Source organism: Oryzobacter terrae (assembly GCF_042756445.1).
Lineage (GTDB): Bacteria > Actinomycetota > Actinomycetes > Actinomycetales > Dermatophilaceae > Oryzobacter > Oryzobacter terrae.
Window position 1 is genome coordinate 3,123,312 of record NZ_CP170578.1, and the last position, 16,026, is coordinate 3,139,337.

18 protein-coding genes are annotated in these 16,026 nt (G+C 74.6%); 13 read left to right on the forward strand and 5 right to left on the reverse strand.

Annotation, left to right across the window (positions count from 1 at the left end):
* Window positions 1–40: 40 nt before the first annotated feature.
* From dapE to ACFWN3_RS14960, 9 genes are all read left to right on the forward strand, one after another.
* A complete protein-coding gene (gene dapE, locus ACFWN3_RS14920; RefSeq protein ID WP_377640878.1) occupies window positions 41–1,141 on the forward strand; it encodes a succinyl-diaminopimelate desuccinylase in 1,101 nt (366 codons plus the stop codon).
* 193 nt (window positions 1,142–1,334) lie between these two features.
* Entirely contained in the window at window positions 1,335–2,060 is a 726-nt protein-coding gene (locus ACFWN3_RS14925) for a TIGR00730 family Rossman fold protein (protein WP_377645626.1), read from the forward strand.
* Between the two features lie 28 nt (window positions 2,061–2,088).
* Window positions 2,089–2,382 (forward strand): DivIVA domain-containing protein, encoded by a 294-nt coding sequence (locus tag ACFWN3_RS14930; protein WP_377640880.1) that lies wholly within the window; start codon window positions 2,089–2,091, stop codon window positions 2,380–2,382.
* A 2-nt stretch (window positions 2,383–2,384) separates the two neighbouring features.
* Window positions 2,385–2,828, forward strand: a complete 444-nt coding sequence (locus tag ACFWN3_RS14935) for an SRPBCC family protein (protein WP_377640882.1) — start codon at window positions 2,385–2,387, stop codon at window positions 2,826–2,828.
* On the forward strand, window positions 2,825–4,942 hold the full coding sequence (locus ACFWN3_RS14940; protein WP_377640884.1) for a hypothetical protein: 2,118 nt from the start codon (window positions 2,825–2,827) through the stop codon (window positions 4,940–4,942). Before ACFWN3_RS14935 ends, ACFWN3_RS14940 begins: the two co-directional genes overlap by 4 nt.
* Window positions 4,929–6,224: a hypothetical protein gene (locus ACFWN3_RS14945; protein ID WP_377640886.1), complete on the forward strand. Its 1,296-nt coding sequence runs from the start codon at window positions 4,929–4,931 to the stop codon at window positions 6,222–6,224. Before ACFWN3_RS14940 ends, ACFWN3_RS14945 begins: the two co-directional genes overlap by 14 nt.
* A gap of 114 nt (window positions 6,225–6,338) precedes the next feature.
* Entirely contained in the window at window positions 6,339–6,512 is a 174-nt protein-coding gene (locus tag ACFWN3_RS14950; protein WP_166118302.1) for a DUF3117 domain-containing protein, read from the forward strand.
* Between the two features lie 74 nt (window positions 6,513–6,586).
* Complete coding sequence (locus tag ACFWN3_RS14955) at window positions 6,587–8,131, forward strand: leucyl aminopeptidase (RefSeq protein ID WP_377640888.1); 1,545 nt, start codon at window positions 6,587–6,589, stop codon at window positions 8,129–8,131.
* A complete protein-coding gene (locus tag ACFWN3_RS14960) occupies window positions 8,131–8,487 on the forward strand; it encodes a hypothetical protein (RefSeq protein WP_377640890.1) in 357 nt (118 codons plus the stop codon). Before ACFWN3_RS14955 ends, ACFWN3_RS14960 begins: the two co-directional genes overlap by 1 nt.
* Window positions 8,488–8,490: 3 nt before the next feature.
* Here the strand turns inward: ACFWN3_RS14960 and ACFWN3_RS14965 are convergent, their stop codons facing one another.
* Entirely contained in the window at window positions 8,491–9,126 is a 636-nt protein-coding gene (locus ACFWN3_RS14965) for an O-methyltransferase (RefSeq protein ID WP_377640892.1), read from the reverse strand.
* Between the two features lie 109 nt (window positions 9,127–9,235).
* On the opposite strand from ACFWN3_RS14965, the gene sigE reads away from it, so the two are divergent.
* From sigE to ACFWN3_RS14985, 4 genes are read left to right on the forward strand one after another with little or no spacing between them, the layout of a single operon-like run.
* Complete coding sequence (sigE, locus tag ACFWN3_RS14970) at window positions 9,236–9,877, forward strand: RNA polymerase sigma factor SigE (protein WP_377640894.1); 642 nt, start codon at window positions 9,236–9,238, stop codon at window positions 9,875–9,877.
* Window positions 9,874–10,437, forward strand: coding sequence for a hypothetical protein (locus ACFWN3_RS14975; RefSeq protein WP_377640896.1), 564 nt, complete (start codon window positions 9,874–9,876; stop codon window positions 10,435–10,437). The genes sigE and ACFWN3_RS14975 overlap by 4 nt, the downstream gene beginning before the upstream one ends.
* Window positions 10,434–11,846, forward strand: a complete 1,413-nt coding sequence (locus ACFWN3_RS14980) for a S1C family serine protease (RefSeq protein ID WP_377640898.1) — start codon at window positions 10,434–10,436, stop codon at window positions 11,844–11,846. The genes ACFWN3_RS14975 and ACFWN3_RS14980 overlap by 4 nt, the downstream gene beginning before the upstream one ends.
* On the forward strand, window positions 11,812–12,366 hold the full coding sequence (locus ACFWN3_RS14985; RefSeq protein WP_377640900.1) for a Sec-independent protein translocase subunit TatB: 555 nt from the start codon (window positions 11,812–11,814) through the stop codon (window positions 12,364–12,366). The genes ACFWN3_RS14980 and ACFWN3_RS14985 overlap by 35 nt, the downstream gene beginning before the upstream one ends.
* 16 nt (window positions 12,367–12,382) lie before the next feature.
* Here the strand turns inward: ACFWN3_RS14985 and ACFWN3_RS14990 are convergent, their stop codons facing one another.
* From ACFWN3_RS14990 to ACFWN3_RS15005, 4 genes are read right to left on the reverse strand one after another with little or no spacing between them, the layout of a single operon-like run.
* Window positions 12,383–13,516: an Mrp/NBP35 family ATP-binding protein gene (locus tag ACFWN3_RS14990; protein ID WP_377640902.1), complete on the reverse strand. Its 1,134-nt coding sequence runs from the start codon at window positions 13,514–13,516 to the stop codon at window positions 12,383–12,385.
* A 9-nt stretch (window positions 13,517–13,525) separates the two neighbouring features.
* Window positions 13,526–14,089, reverse strand: a complete 564-nt coding sequence (locus tag ACFWN3_RS14995) for a DUF1003 domain-containing protein (protein WP_377640904.1) — start codon at window positions 14,087–14,089, stop codon at window positions 13,526–13,528.
* A complete protein-coding gene (locus ACFWN3_RS15000) occupies window positions 14,082–15,383 on the reverse strand; it encodes a magnesium transporter MgtE N-terminal domain-containing protein (RefSeq protein WP_377640906.1) in 1,302 nt (433 codons plus the stop codon). Before ACFWN3_RS15000 ends, ACFWN3_RS14995 begins: the two co-directional genes overlap by 8 nt.
* Window positions 15,380–15,979, reverse strand: coding sequence for a hypothetical protein (locus ACFWN3_RS15005; RefSeq protein WP_377640908.1), 600 nt, complete (start codon window positions 15,977–15,979; stop codon window positions 15,380–15,382). Before ACFWN3_RS15005 ends, ACFWN3_RS15000 begins: the two co-directional genes overlap by 4 nt.
* Between the last annotated feature and the right edge of the window lie 47 nt (window positions 15,980–16,026).

The following is a 16,026-nucleotide window of genomic DNA, read 5'->3' on the forward strand; positions in this document are numbered from 1 at the left end:
GGCCGGCCCTCCCGGCGAGCGCGCAACTAGGGTGGCGGGCATGTCCCCCGCAGCAGCCACGCCCTCCCTCGACCTCACCCTCGACGCCACGGCGCTCACCGCTGCCGTGTGCGACATCGAGTCGGTGAGCCTCGACGAGGCGGCCCTGGCCGACGCCGTCGAGCAGGCCTTGCGCCCGCTGCCGCACCTCGAGCTCACGCGCGTCGGGAACACCGTCGTGGCGCGGACCTCGCTCGGCCGGTCGGAGCGCGTCGTCCTCGCCGGCCACATCGACACCGTGCCGCTCACCGTCGACCCGCCGAACCTGCCCACGCGCCTCGTCGACGGGCCCGGCGGCGAGGTGCTCTGGGGCCGCGGCACCGTCGACATGAAGGGCGGAGTCGCCGTCATGCTCCGCGTGGCCCACGAGGTCCGCGAGCCGAGCCGCGACATCACCTTCGTCTTCTACGAGGCCGAGGAGATCGACTCGCAGTTCAACGGCCTGCTCCACGTCGAGCAGCAGCGCCGCGACCTCATCGACGACGCCGACTTCGCCGTCCTCCTCGAGCCCACCGACGCTCGCGTCGAGGGCGGCTGCAAGGGCACTCTGCGCGCGGAGGTCACGACGAAGGGGATCGCCAGCCACTCGGCGCGGCCGTGGAAGGGCCACAACGCGATCCACGACGCCGCCGACGTCCTCGCCCGCCTCGTCGCCTACGAGCCCGCGACCCGGGAGGTCGACGGTCTCGAGTTCCGGGAGGCGCTCAACGCGGTCCTCATCGGCGGTGGCATCGCGGGCAACGTCATCCCCGACCGCTGCGTCGTCACGGTCAACTACCGCTACGCGCCCGACCTCACCGAGGCCGACGCCGACGCCCACGTCCGCCAGGTCTTCTCCGGCTTCGACGTCGAGGTCGTCGACAACGCCGCCGGCGCCCGCCCCGGGCTCCACCTCCCGGCGGCCCAGGCCTTCGTCGAGGCCCTGGGGCTGCCGGTCGAGGCCAAGCAGGGCTGGACCGACGTCGCCCGCTTCTCGGCGATGGGCGTCCCGGCCGTCAACTTCGGCCCCGGGGACCCGAACTACGCGCACATGGACGACGAGCAGTGCCCGGTCGAGCAGTACGGCGCGTGCGAGGCCGCCCTCGTCCGCTGGCTCGCCTGACGCCACCGACGCCGGACGCACCGACGCCGGACCCGCCGACGGGGCCGCGGGATACCGTGGCGCCGTGGACCCGACGACAGAGCCCGCGACACCCACCCCCGACCCGACCCCTGCCCTGACGCCAGAGCCCGCGCCCCCCGGCGAGGCCCGCCACGGACGCCGCTCCGACGAGTACCACCAGGGGCCCGTCATCATGCGCGGCGCCAAGGTCCCCGGTGAGACGACCGACCAGCGGCTCCTCGACAGCCGTGGCTCCGCCGACTGGGTGCACACCGACCCCTGGCGCGTCATGCGCATCCAGTCCGAGTTCGTCACCGGCTTCGGCGCCCTCGCCGAGCTCGGCCCCGCCGTCAGCGTCTTCGGCTCCGCGCGCACCCGCCCCGACAGCCCCGTGTACGAGCTGGGCACCGTCCTCGGCCGGCGACTCGTCGACGCCGGGTACGCCGTCATCACCGGGGGAGGCCCCGGCGCGATGGAGGCGGCCAACCGCGGCGCCCTCGACGCCGGCGGCACCAGCGTCGGTCTCGGCATCGAGCTGCCCTTCGAGGCCGGGCTCAACGAGTACGTCGACCTCGGGGTCAACTTCCGCTACTTCTTCGCCCGCAAGACGATGTTCGTCAAGTACGCCTCGGGCTTCATCGTCCTGCCCGGAGGGTTCGGCACGCTCGACGAGCTCTTCGAGGCCGTCACTCTTGTCCAGACGCAGAAGGTCACGAGCTTCCCGATCGTCCTGCTCGGCACGGACTACTGGGGCGGACTGTTCGACTGGCTGCGCGGGACCGCCGCCGCATCGGGCACGATCAACGAGCGCGACCTCGCCCTGCTCACCCTCACCGACGACGTCGACGAGGCCGTCGCGACGATCGTCGCCGCCGACGGGGGTGCGCGCGGCGGGATGCGCGAGTCCGCCCGGGGGTAGCCGCAGGCCGGACTCGTAGGATCGGCCCGTGGTCCCGCTGCTCGTCCTCCTCGTCGTCGCCGTCGCCCTCGTGGCGGTGGTCGTCGCGGTCGCGAGCGGCCGCCTCGACGTCGACCCGCTCGCCGAGCCGGTGCACTCGACCCCCGACCACGGGCTGCCCGCGGAGCCGGACGCCGACGACGTCGATGCCGTGCGCTTCGACACCGCCCCCCGCGGCTACCGGATGGACGAGGTCGACGCCCGCCTCGCGACGCTGCGCGACGACCTCGCCGAGCGCGAGCGGACCCTGGACTCGCTCCGGGCCCCGACCGAGGACGGCTGAGGATGGCGTTCACCGTCACCCGCAGCACGCCCCTCGCCGCGGAGCGCGCCTTCGCCGCGGTCTCCGACCTCGCCGAGCACACCCGTCACGTCCCGCTCACCGACGTCGAGGTCCCCGAGGGGGGTCTCGCGCTCGGCGCCGAGGTCGTCGCGTGGACCCGCCTCGGCCCGCTGCGAGCCGCCGACCGGATGCTCGTCACCGCGCTCGAGCCCGGCCGCCGCCTGCGCCTCGTCAAGACCGGGCGCTTCCTCCACGGGTGGGCCGACATCGAGGTCGGGCCCGACCCGCAGGCGCCCGGCGGCTCGCTCGTCGTGTGGACCGAGGAGATCTGGCTGCCCGGGCTGCGCCGCCTCTCCCGACCGCTCGGCGACCGCATCGGCCCCCTCCTCTTCGGCCGCGTGGTCGACGGGCTCGTGCGTCGCGCCGAGTCCGAGGCCGCCCGATGACGTGGTCGGTCCTCCTCGCAGCCCTGGGGATCGGCGTCGTCGCGACGGTGGCCTGGCTCCTCGGACGTCCCCGCGCCGGCGCGACGGCGAGCGGCCCGGCCGACGGCTTCGCCCCCCAGCTGCGCGGCTACCGGATGGAGCAGGTCGACGCCGTCGTCGACGCCCTCGAGGCGCGGGTCGCGGCCCACGACCGCTCCATCGCCGTGCTGCGCGGTGAGGTGCCGGTGGCGCCCCGGTCCGGGCCCGAGGACGACGCACCGCCACCACCGCCACCGCCGGCCCCACCAGCCGCGCCGACGACCGTCGCGCCGACGACCCTCGCACCGACGACCGTCGCACCGACGACCGTCGCGCCGGCCGGCGCCCGCCGACCCGCGCCCGAGCCGTTCCGCCGCTCCGACCTCCTCGCCCCCCTCGCCTACCTCGCGACCGCCGCCTACGTCCTGTCCGGCCTCCTCGCCGCCCCGTTCACCGGCCACCTCTCCCAGGGCGTGCAGGACCAGCAGGCCTTCGAGTGGTACTTCGGCGCGACGGCGCACAACCTCGCGACGTTCTCGAACCCCCTCTTCAGCGACCTGCAGAACTTCCCCGAGGGCGTCAACCTCATGGCCAACGCCTCGGTCCTCGGCCTGGGCGTCCCCCTCGCCCCGCTCACCCTGCTCGCCGGCCCCCAGGTGACCTTCATCCTCGTCGAGCTCCTCGGCCTCGCCCTCACCGCGACCGCCTGGTACTGGCTGTTCCGCCGGCGCCTGGCCGTCCATCCGCTCGCGGCCGCCCTCGGCGCCGGGTTCGCCGGGTTCGCGCCCGGGCTGGTCTCGCACGCCAACGGCCACCCGAACTTCGTGGCCCAGTTCCTCGTGCCCGTCATCCTCGACCGCGTCCTGCGCCTCGCCGAGGACGACGCCCGCCGGGTCCGCGACGGCGTCGTGCTCGGCCTCCTCGTGGCGTGGCAGGTCCTCATCGGCGAAGAGGTCCTGCTCCTCGCGGCGCTCGGGATGCTCGTCGGCGGATCGGTCCTCCTGGCGCACCGCCGCGTCGACCTCCGGCGCCTGCTCCCGGGCGTCGGCATCGGCGCCGCGGTGACCCTGGCCATCGTCGCGCTGCCGCTGTGGTGGCAGTTCGCGGGACCGCGCAGCTACGGCTCGATCTGGCACCCGCCGGCGGGCAACGACCTCACCGCGCTGTGGGGCAGGGCCACCCGCAGCCTGGGCGCCGACCCGTGGGCCTCGGCCGCGGTGTCGATGAACCGCACCGAGGAGAACGCCTTCTTCGGGGTCCCCCTCCTGCTCGTCGCGCTCGTCGTCACCGTCGTCCTGTGGCGCCGGGTGGCCGTCCGGGCCCTCGCCGCGGTCGTCGTCGTCGCCTGCTGGCTCTCGCTCGGCGAGGAGGTCACGGTCGCAGGCGTCGCCACCGGCATCCCCGGCCCGTGGGCCCTGCTCGAGATGCTCCCCGTCATCGAGAACGTGCTCCCGACCCGGTTCACGCTCGTCGCGGTGCCCGCGCTCGCGGCCCTGCTCGCGCTCGGCGTCGAGGAGCTGCGCCGCCTCGTCGCCCACTCCGCCGACCACCGCGCGGCCGGGCTCGTCACCGCCGCCGCAGCGGCCGCGCTCGTCCTGCTCCCCGTCGTGCCGACCCCGCTCGTCGTCGACCCCCGGGCGCCGATGCCGGCGTTCTTCTCCGGGGGGGCCTGGCGCGACTGGGTCGACGAGGGCGGGTCGGTCCTCGCCGCCCCCGCGCCGTGGGTCGCCGACACCCGGGCGCTGGAGTGGCAGGCCGAGGCGAGGTGGGGGTTCCCGGTCGTGGCCGGCTACTTCGTGGGCCCGGACAGCTCACCGGAACGCGTGGGCCAGTACGGCGCGACCCCGACCCGGCTCACCCAGTGGATGGCCGAGATCACCGAGTCCGGGGTCGACCGCCGCGCGTCCGACGGCGAGATCGAGGCCTTCCAGGCCGACCTGCGGGCCGGTCGGGTCGACGCGATCGTGCTCCCCGACGCGCGACCCGAGGCCGGGGCCCTCCTCGCGTCCCTCGGCGACGCCTTCGGGGAGCCCGCCGCCCACACCGGCGGGGTGTACGTCTGGGACGTCAGGGCGGTGACCGATGTCGCTCGCTGAGGTCGACGGCCCACCGACCGCGCGGCTCAACCCGCTGACGTCGGCGGGTCGGCACGCCATCGGGGCGCGGGCCCTCAAGCGCCCCGTCCTCACCGTGCTGACCGTCTACGTCGTGTCGCGCGTCGTCTCGCTGCTCGCGATCTGGGTCGCGGCGACGTGGTTCCAGAACCCCGCGGGCGTCGGCCACGCCGACCCCAACGTCGGCGACATGTTCGGCCTCTGGGACGGCGTCTGGTACGAGCGCATCGTGCGCGACGGCTACCCCGTGCCGCTGCCCGTCGACGCGGACAACGGCCGGATCACCTACAGCGCGTGGGCGTTCTACCCGCTCTACCCGTACCTGGTGAAGGGCGTCATGCTCACCGGGATGCCCTTCGCCCTCGCGGGGGGGCTGCTCAACGTCGTCCTCGGCGGGGCGGCCGCGGTCCTCGTCTGGGCGCTGCTGCGCAGCGGGGTCCACGCCGACCGCCAGCCGCAGCGCGAGCGGCTCGCCCTCGTCGCGGCCTGCCTGTGGTGCTTCTACCCCTCGACCTCGGTGATGCTCAAGCCGTACACCGAGGCCCTCGCCGTCGCCCTCGTCGCGGGTGCGCTCGTCCTCCTCGTGCGCCGCAAGTACCTGTGGGTCGCGGCCATCGCCGTGCCGCTCGGCTTCACCCGGGGCGTCGCCCCGGCCCTCGGTGTCGCCGTGCTCATCCACCTCGTCGTCCGCTGGCGCGAGGACCGGGCGGCCGGGGTGCTGCCGGTCGCCGGGCAGCGTGCCTCCGCCGTCGTCATGCTCGGCATGCTCGGCCTCAGCGGCGTCGCGTGGCCCGTCGTCGCCGGCCTCGCGACAGGGGTGCCGACGGCCTTCTTCGACGTCCAGGCCGCGTGGGGACAGCGACCCGACAAGGGCCCGTTCGTCCTGTGGTTCGAGTGGGCCTGGCAGGGCAAGGGCGTCTTCGGCGTCCTCGTCCTCGTCGCCCTCGTCGGCACGTACATCGCGCTCGTCCTCGGACGGCACGGCCGCTGGATCGCCATCGAGGCGCGCGCGTGGGCCCTCGCGTACCCGCTCTACCTCTTCGCCGTCGTCCGTCCCATCACGAGCATGTGGCGCTTCCTCCTCCTCGACGTCCCGCTCGCGGCCCTCGTCGCGTCGGTGACGATGCGCACCGCGAACGGCCAGTCGGTCGTCCCGCACTGGCGCCGCCGCGTCGCCGTGGTCCTCGTCGTGCTCGTCGGCGGGATCCTCTGGTGGACCTGCGCGCTGCTCGTCTACACGCCGTGGGGCTCCTTCCCCCCGTGAGGATTTCGTCCTGCCGCACGGCTACGGGATAATGGACCTCTACTCCGGCGGTCCGGCGCCGGGAGGCACGCGGCGCCGAACCATCGTGACCGCGACGAGGAAGGGATTTCAGCCATGGCGGCAATGAAGCCGAGGACGGGCGACGGCCCGCTCGAGGTCACCAAGGAAGGTCGCGGCATCGTGCTCCGCATGCCCCTCGAGGGTGGCGGTCGGCTCGTCGTCGAGATGACCCCCGACGAGGTGCGCGCGCTCGGCGAGGCCATCGACAACTGCGAGGGCCTGAACTGACCTTCCCCCACGCTTCGCACGAGGCCCCCACCGCACCGCGGTGGGGGCCTCGTCGTCGCGGGTAGGGTCGCCGGGTGCCTCGTGACGACGTCATCCTCGCCCCCCGGACCTCCTCGTGGTCGGTCGACCCGCGCCTCGAGGACGCCCTGTCCGCGCTCGCCGGCGATGCCGAGCGCCGGGCCCTCGTCGTCCCGGTGTCCGAGGGCGACGACGGCCGCGCCACCGCCGCCACGGCCCTGACCGCCCTCGGCCTCGACGCCGACACCGTCCTCGCGACCCACGACCCCAAGGCCTCCGCCGGCCGGGTCACGACCGTCCCCCTGGCCCCCGGTGCGCACCCCGTCCGCCGGGTCCACCTCGTCGGCGCCGGCGACGGCTCGGCCTCCGCGTGGCGCACGGCCGGTGCTGCCGTCGGCCGGGCGACGAGGGGTGCCGGCCACGTCGTCCACGCCGTCGCCGGGAGCGCGGGTGACCACCTCGCTGCCTGGGTGGAGGCGGTCGTCCTCGGCTCCTGGGCCTCGCCGCGGTGGACCCGCGACGGCGCGACCGCCGGGGCGGAGGCCGCCGAGCGCGTCGTCGTCACCGGCACCGGTACCGCCACCGCGTCCGACGCCGCCACCGCCCGCACCGTCGAGCGCGCGGTCGCCCGGGCCACGGCCCAGCTCGTCGCGCGTGGTCTGGCGCACACCCCCTCCAACACGAAGAACCCGGCGTGGATGGCGGGCCGGGCCCGGGCGCTCGCGCGCACCACCGGGCTCGAGGTCACCGTCTGGGACGAGAAGGAGCTGCGCCGCGACGGCTTCGGCGGCATCCTCGCCGTCGGCCAGGGCTCGGCCACCCCGCCGCGCCTGGTTCGCCTCGACCACGTCCCCTCCGCCGCGACCCCGCGCACGCCCCGGGTCGTCCTCGTCGGCAAGGGGATCACCTTCGACACCGGCGGGCTCCAGGTGAAGCCGGGCGACGGCATGCTCGCGATGAAGACCGACATGTCCGGCTCGGCGATCGTCCTCGCGGTCCTCGCCGCGTGCCGCGCCCTCGAGGTGCCGGTGCACGTCACCGGCCTGCTCGCCCTGGCGGAGAACGCCGTCGGCGGGGGCTCCTACCGGCCCGGCGACGTCATCACCCACTACGGCGGCACGACGGTCGAGATCGGCAACACCGACGCCGAGGGCCGCCTCGTCATGGCCGACGCCCTCGCCTACGCCGACCTCGAGCTCGACCCCACGTGGCTCGTCGACGTCGCGACGCTCACCGGCGCGGCCCGCATCGCCCTGGGCCGGGTCGCGGCCCCCGTCTTCGCCACCGACGACGCCCTGCGCGACGCGCTCGTGGACGCCGGTGCGACGACTGGTGAGACGCTGTGGCCGATGCCGTTGTCCGACACCTACCGTCGAGCCCTCGACTCCGACGTCGCCGACCTCAACCACATCGCCACCGGCGTGGGGGGTGGCGCCGTCATCGCGGCCCTGTTCCTCCGTGAGTTCGTGGGTGACCGCCGCTGGGCGCACCTCGACATCGCGGGGACGGGTCGCTCGGACGTCGACGCCGGGATCTCCGCCAAGGGGGCGACCGGGTTCGGGACGAGACTGCTGCTGCGGTGGCTGGAGGGAATGCGCTGATGAACGCTGGCTACGGCCTGACCGTGCGATGGTCGCTGGAGGACGCCCCGGCCGACGCGCCGGAGCAGCTGCGCGAGTACGTCGTCGGCACCTCGATCGCCCGGTTTATGTTCCTCGACGGGCTGGCGTTCAAGCTGTGGCGGATGCGTGCGGGGGAGTGGTTCGAGGGCACCTACGTCTTCGACAGCGAGCAGGAGCGCAAGGTCTTCCGCGAGGGCTTCGAGCCCGGCGCGGGGCAGGCGCCCGGCAGCACGATCATCGGGTCGGGGCCGACGACCATCGAGGAGTGGGAGGTCGTCGCGATCGCCGAGGGGCCCGCGGGCTTCCGGCGTGGGGCCGGCCCCGAGGGCGGCTGAGCCCTACCGCTTGACCGCGGCGACGAGGCCGTCGCTCACGGGCAACAGCGCCGTGACGAGGTCGTCGTGGTCGCGCAGCGCCTTGCCGAGGTCGCGCAGCGTGCTCGTCGTGGCGTCGCGGGCCGCGGGGTCGGCGACCTGGTCGTGCCAGAGCATGTTGTCGAGGACGAGCACGCCGCCCGAGCGCAGGAGGCGCACCCCGTGCTCGACGTAGGTCGGGTAGCTGTCCTTGTCGGCGTCGACGAGGACGAGGTCGTAGGCGCCGTCGGTCATCCGGGGGAGGACGTCGGCCGCCGACCCCGTGATGACGCGGGTGCGCTGCGGCGCGTAGCCGGCCTCGGCGTACGCCTGGCGGGCCAGCCGCTGGTGCTCGGCCGCGACGTCGATCGTCGTGAGGATGCCGTCGTCGGGCATCCCCGAGAGCAGCCAGAGCCCGGAGGTGCCGGCGCCGGTGCCGATCTCGACGACGTGGCGGGCCTGGACGGCGGCCGCGAGGAGCCGCAGCGTGGCCCCGGCCCCGGTGCCGACGGGGGACGCCGCGCCGAGCTCCACGCCCCGGCGACGGGCCGCCTCGACGACCTCCGGCTCGGCGACGAACTCCTCGGCGTAGGACCAGCTGGCCGGCTTGAGTTGGCTCATGCCCACACCCTAGGGGCCGCGGGCGTGCTCGTCCTCGTCGACACCTTCCCAGCCTTCGTTCAGGGAAAACGGGAACAATTCACGGACACGACGCGTATCGATGGGTGACATGAGCAGCCGGGTGAGGGACGAGATGAGCACGACGGACGCCGCGACGCGCGGTGACGCCACGGGGTGGGTGCCGCCCACGTGGGAGGAGGTCGTCGAGCAGCACTCCGCGCGGGTCTACCGGTTGGCCTACCGTCTCACCGGCAACGTCCACGACGCCGAGGACCTCACCCAGGACGTCTTCGTCCGGGTCTTCCGCTCGCTGCACACCTACCAGCCCGGCACCTTCGAGGGCTGGCTGCACCGCATCACGACCAACGTCTTCCTCGACAAGATGCGCCGCAAGCAGCGGATCCGCTTCGACGCGCTCTCCGACGAGTCCGCCGCCCGGCTGCCCGGTCGCGGTCCCGGCCCGGAGCAGGCGTACCACGACGCCCACTTCGACGACGACGTCCAGCGCGCCCTCGACGCCCTCTCGCCCGACTTCCGCGCTGCCGTCGTCCTCTGCGACATCGAGGGACTGTCGTACGAGGAGGTCGCGGCGACCCTGAACATCAAGCTCGGCACCGTGCGCTCGCGGATCCACCGCGGCCGCGCCCAGCTGCGCGAGGCCCTCGCCCACCGGGCGCCCCAGCCCTCCACGACGCCGGCCAAGGCGCCTCGTGGGCGGATCGTCCGCCGGCCCGCCGCGGGAACCGTATGAGCCTCACACCACGGGTGCGCTGTCTCGGGGCGGAGCTGAGCGAGTACGTCGCCGGCCGCCTCCCTGCCGAGCGCCAGTGGGAGTGGGACCGCCACCTCGTCGCCTGCCGGCTGTGCGGCGAGGCCGTCGAGTCCGAGCGCCGGATCCGCAGCGCGCTCGCCGGGGCGCCGTCGATGCCCGGCGACCTGCGGATCACCCTCCTCGCGCTCGGCAGCACGATGGCGGCCGAGGCGCCCGCGCGCGCCGTCCCCGTCGCGGGGCGTGAGCCGCTCGCCCTCCTCGCCCCGTCCGCGCCGGCGTGCCACCGCTCGCCGCTGCGCGCCACGGTCGTCGCCGCGGCCGCCGCCGGGGTGTCGGCCGCCGCGGCCTGGAGCCTCACCGTCATCGGTGCCCCCGTCCTGCCGCGCTCCGACCTCGCCCGCCCCACGACCCCGGCGGTCCGCCCGGCCTCCACGCCGACGACCGCCGCCGTCGTCACCGCGCGGCTCGAGGTCCGCAGCGCCCTGACCCGACCCGCCCCGGTGCCGGAGCGGACCCAGCGGGCACAATCGACCCCATGACGAGCGAGCACGAGCCCGGACGCGACGAGTGGCGCCCGTGGGGTGGTGAGGCCGCGGACCGCACCGAGGAGATCCCCGCCCGCGAGGAGCCGTCGCGCGACGAGCCCCCGCGCGAGGAGCCGCTGTGGGCCCGCCTCGGCGGCGCCGAGCCGACGCAGCCGGTGCCCCAGCAGCAGCCGTCCCCGTACGCCGCCGCGCCCTCGTACGGCGCTCCCCCCCCGTACGGCGCCGACCCGTCGTACGGGACGAGCCCGTCGTACGGGTCGACCCCGTCCTACGGCGCACCGGTCCCCGAGCCGACGCCCCACCGGCGTGGCCCGGGTTGGGGCGCCCTCATCGGCGTGGCCGTCGCGGTCGCCCTCGTCGCCGGCCTCGTCGGCGGGATCGGGGGAGCCCTGCTCGCCGACCGTGACGCGTCGCCGACCCGTGGCTCCACGTCCCTGCCGAGTCCCGGCGCCGGCGCGACGACCCGCCCCCAGGGCTCCATCGCCAACATCGCCGCCACCGTGACCCCGAGCGTGGTGACCCTGCGGGTCGAGGGCGCCGACGGGCAGGGCACCGGCTCGGGCTGGGTCTACGACGACAAGGGCCACCTCGTGACGAACAACCACGTCGTCGCGGGGGCCGCCGAGGGCGGGGAGATCACCGTCGTCCTCGCCAACGGGACGCAGCTGCCCGGGAAGATCGTCGGCCGCGACGCCTCCTACGACCTCGCCGTCGTCAAGGTCGAGCGCACCGACCTCGCGCCCATCGCGCTCGGCGCCTCCGAGGACGTCGTCGTCGGCGACCAGGTCATCGCCGTGGGCGCCCCGCTCGGCCTGGACTCCACCGTCACCTCGGGCATCGTCAGCGCGCTCAACCGGCCGGTGACCCCCGGCGACGAGGACGACCAGTCCTTCATCAACGCCATCCAGACCGACGCCGCGATCAACCCGGGCAACTCGGGCGGGCCGCTGCTCGACATGCAGGGCCGCGTCATCGGGGTCAACAGCGCGATCGCGCGGGCGCCCGGCTCGGGCGTCAGCGGGCAGAGCGGCAACATCGGGGTCGGGTTCGCGATCCCCAGCGCGCAGGTCCGCACGACCGCCGACCAGCTCATCGCCACCGGCAAGGCGGTCCACCCCGTCATCGGCGTCTACCTCGACACGCAGTACGACGGCGAGGGCGTGCGGATCGCCGAGCAGGGGCCCGACGGTGCGCCGGCCCTCAACCCCGGCGGCCCCGCCGAGAAGGCCGGCCTGAGGCCCGGTGACGTCGTCCTCGAGTTCGAGGGACGGCCGGTCGCCGACGACGGCGAGCTCATCGTCGCGATCCGCGCCCGGGCGGTCGGTGACGAGGTCACCCTGACCATCCGTCGCGGCGGCAGCGAGCAGGATGTCACGATGGTCCTCCAGGGCTCGGGCGACTGACCCCACCCGCTACGCGAAGGACGGTGTCGACGCGGTGTTCGGCGTCAACGGCTGGGAGGTCGTGCTCCTCGCGCTCATCGCGGTGTTCGTCCTGGGCCCCGACCGACTGCCGGAGTACGCGGGCAAGCTCGCACGCGGCATCCGCAAGCTGCGGGTCATGGCCGAGGGCGCGAAGGGGCAGCTCAAGGAGCAGCTCGGCCCCGAGTACGAGGACATCAACTGGCAGCAGTACGACCCGCGCCAGTACGACCCCCGGCGGATCGTGCGCGAGGCGCTCGTCGAGCCGCTCGACGACGCGTTCTCGCCGATCCGCGACGAGATCGGCGGGGTGCGCGACGCCGCGCGGATCCGCCGTGGCGGCGCGGGTGACAGCGGCGACCCGCTCGACCCGGTGGACGACGACGTCATCGACGACGGCTTCACCGTCGACGAGAGCGTGACGACCCACCTCGCGCCGGCGCCCTCGGTGCGTGACTGGGACCCCTCGCGCCCGACGCCCTACGACGTCGACGCCACCTGACGCGTCGGTCGAGGCGTCAGCGCCCGGCGGGCGTGAGCCCGAGCGAGCGGCCGGCGAGCCCGCGGGCCCGCGACGCCAGGCCCTTGGCGATCCCGCGCAGCGCGACCGCGGCGGGGGAGTCGCCGTCACCGAGGACGACGGGCATGCCGGTGTCGGCGCCGATCCGCAGCGTGGTGTCGAGCGGGATCTGGCCGAGGAGGGGGACCTCCGAGCCGATCGAGCGGGTCAGCGACTCGGCGACCTCACGGCCTCCACCGGAGCCGAAGATCTCCTGACGCGTGCCGTCGGGCAGCTCGAGCCAGCTCATGTTCTCGATGACGCCGGCGACCCGCTGGTGGGTCTGGAGGGCGATCGACCCGGCCCGCTCGGCGACCTCGGCGGCGGCCTGCTGCGGGGTGGTGACGACGAGGATCTCGGCGTTCGGGATGAGCTGGGCCACCGAGATGGCGATGTCGCCGGTGCCGGGCGGCAGGTCGAGGAGGAGGACGTCGAGGTCACCCCAGAAGACGTCGGCGAGGAACTGCTGGAGGGCCCGGTGCAGCATCGGCCCGCGCCACACGACCGGCTGGTTGCCGGGGACGAACATGCCGATCGAGATGACCTTCACGTCGTGGCTGATGGGCGGCAGGATCATGTCGTCGACCTGGGTGGGCCGCCCCTCGACGCCGAGCATCCGGGGGATCGAGAAGCCGTAGATGTCGGCGTCGACGACGCCCACCGACAGGCCCTGCGCGGCCATCGCGGCGGCGAGGTTGGCGGTGACCGAGCTCTTGCCGACGCCGCCCTTGCCCGAGGCGACGGCGTAGACGCGGGTCAGCGAGCCCGGCTTGGCGAAGGGGACCTCGCGCTCGGCGGTCCCGCCGCGCAGCATCGTCTTCAGCTCGCCGCGCTGCTCGTCGCTCATGACGCCGAGGGTCACCGTGACGCCGGTGACGCCGGGCACGGCGGAGAGGGCCTTCGTCGTGTCGCCGGTCAGCTTGTCCTTGAGCGGGCAGGCGGCGACGGTGAGCAGGATCGTCACGGAGACGTGGCCGGCGTCGTCGCTCGTGACCGACTCGACCATGCCGAGCTCGGTGACCGGCTTGCGGATCTCGGGGTCGATGACCGTCTCGAGGGCAGCGTGCAGTGCGTCGGGTCCAACCTGGGGCATGGCCCCAGTCTAGGTCGGCGGGTCGGGCGTCCCGTCGCCGGCCGTGACCGACGCCTCGTCGCCCTCCCTGAGGTCCTCGCGCCGGACGAGGACCAGCCCGCGCTCCTCGAGCTCGTCGAGGAGGTCGCGCAGCTCGCTGCGGACGAAGTCGCGCGTCGCGGTGTCGCGCATCGCGATGCGCAGGGCCGCCACCTCGCGGGTGAGGAACTCGGTGTCGGCGAGGTTGCGCTCGTCGCGCGAGCGGTCCTGCTCGAGCGCCACCCGGTCGCGGTCGGCCTGCCGGTTCTGCGCCAGCAGGATGAGCGGCGCCGCGTACGAGGCCTGGAGGCTGAGCATGAGGGTGAGGAAGATGAACGCGTAGGGGTCGAAGCGCAGGCCCTCGGGGGCGAGGGTGTTCCACAGCAGCCAGACGACGACGAAGACGGTCATCGCGATGAGGAAGTACGGCGTGCCCATGAAGCGCGCGAACTTCTCGGAGACGACCCCGAACGCCTCCTCGGTGAGGACGCTGGGCATGCTCCAGCGCCGACCGCCCTCGCGGGGCTGGTCGATGCGCGGGCGGCGCTCAGCCACGGGTCACCCCCTCCGGCGTCACGACGTCGTGGCGGTCCTCGCGCCAGTCCTCGGGAAGGATGTGGTCGAGGACGTCGTCGACGGTGACCGCGCCGAGGAGGTGTCCCTCGTCGTCGACGACGGGCAGGCCGACGAGGTCGTACGTCGCGAGCATGCGGGTGACCTGGCCGAGGGTGGCGTCCGGGGGCAGCGGCTCGACGTCCTTGTCGAGGATGCCGCCGATGGGGTTGTGCGGGGGCTCGCGCAGCAGCCGCTGGATGTGGACCATCCCGAGGTACTTGCCGGTCGGGGTCTCGAGCGGGGAGCGGCAGACGAAGACGGTGCAGGCGAGCGCGGTCGACAGCTCCTGGCGGCGCACGACGGCCAGCGCCTCGGCGATCGACGCCTCCGGGCCGAGGATGACCGGCTCGGTCGTCATGAGACCACCGGCGGTGTTCTCGTCGTAGGTGAGGAGGCGCCTGAGGTCGGCCGCCTCGTCGGCGTCCATCCGCTGGAGCAGCTCCTCCTGGCGCTCCTTGGGGAGCTCGGCGAGCAGGTCGGCGGCGTCGTCGGGCTCCATCGCCTCGAGGACGTCGGCGGCACGGGCGACCTCGAGCCCGGCGAGGATCTCGACCTGGTCGTCCTCGGGCAGCTCCTCGATGACGTCGGCGAGCCGCTCGTCGTCGAGCGCCGCGGCGACCTCGGCCCGGCGCTGGGGGTTGAGGTCGTGGATGACCTCGGCGAGGTCGGCGGGCTTGAGGTCCTCGTAGGCCTCGAGGAGGCGGGCGGCGCTCTGGCCCCCGGTGCTGTCGCGCAGCCCGGTGACGTCCTCGATGGGGACGAGGAGGGTCTCGCCGCGGCGGCGTCCGAGCCGGGGGAGGCCGCTGCGCGGGCGGCCGAAGCCGGTGCGCACGTAGGCGCGGGCCACGCTCCACCCGCGCGAGCCGCTCTGCTCGATGCCGATGTCCTCGACGGTGGCGTCGACGACGTCGCCCTCCTCGGTGCGCACCCGCACGGGGCGCTCGAAGAGCTCGGCGACGACGAGGGCCTCGTTGAGGCGCTGCTCGAAGCGGCGCATGTTGACCAGCCCGGTCGTGATGACCTGCCCGCCCTCGACCGAGGTGACGCGCGTCATCGGGACGAACACACGACGGCGTCCGGCGACCTCGACGACGAGGCCGATGACGCGCGGGCGGTTGCGCGCGACGTTGAAGGTGACGACGACGTCGCGGACCCGGCCGACCTGGTCACCGAGCGGGTCGAAGACGTTGAGCTCGGTCAGTCGGCCGACGAAGGCGCGGGTCGGCGTGCTCACTCCGACAGGCTATCCGCGGCCCGGCCCCCGGCCGGGGAGCCGCGGCGCGAGGCGGGGCGGCCGCGCCAGTGCCACGGGCGCCAGCGCGCCGTCGCGGCGGAGGAGGGGTGGACCGTCGTCGCCCCCGAGTCCTCGCCGTAGGACCCCGGGCCCTCGACGAGGCGGCCGTGCGGCCGCAGGACGTGGATGGTGCACGAGGCCGCCCACCGCTGCGCGACGTCGCCGACCGCGTTGAGCCGCTCGGGGCGCAGCACCTCGACGGCGGCGTCCCACGCGGGGTCCTCGGGGACGAGCTCGGTGACGGCCGCGTGGACGGTGAGGAGGCGGCCCCCCGTGTCCTTGCTCCGCAGGAGCACCTCGACCTCCTCGGGCAGCCAGGGCAGCGACTGCTCGCCCGGGCCCGAGACGACGTAGAACGCCGGGCCGGTGCCCCGCTCGTCGCCGTCGTCGTGCCACACGTGCCAGACGGGGTGGCTGCCGCCGCCCGGGATCCGGACCCAGAGGAGTCCCGACCTGCTCGCGGCCTCGTGGACGAGGCGGGTGACGTCGACCGGGGGAACGGGCGCGGTGGCCTCGCCGGTCGCCTCCTCGGTCATGGGGCGACTCTCCCACACGGCGTGCGGCCGCGACCGGCGGCGGCGCG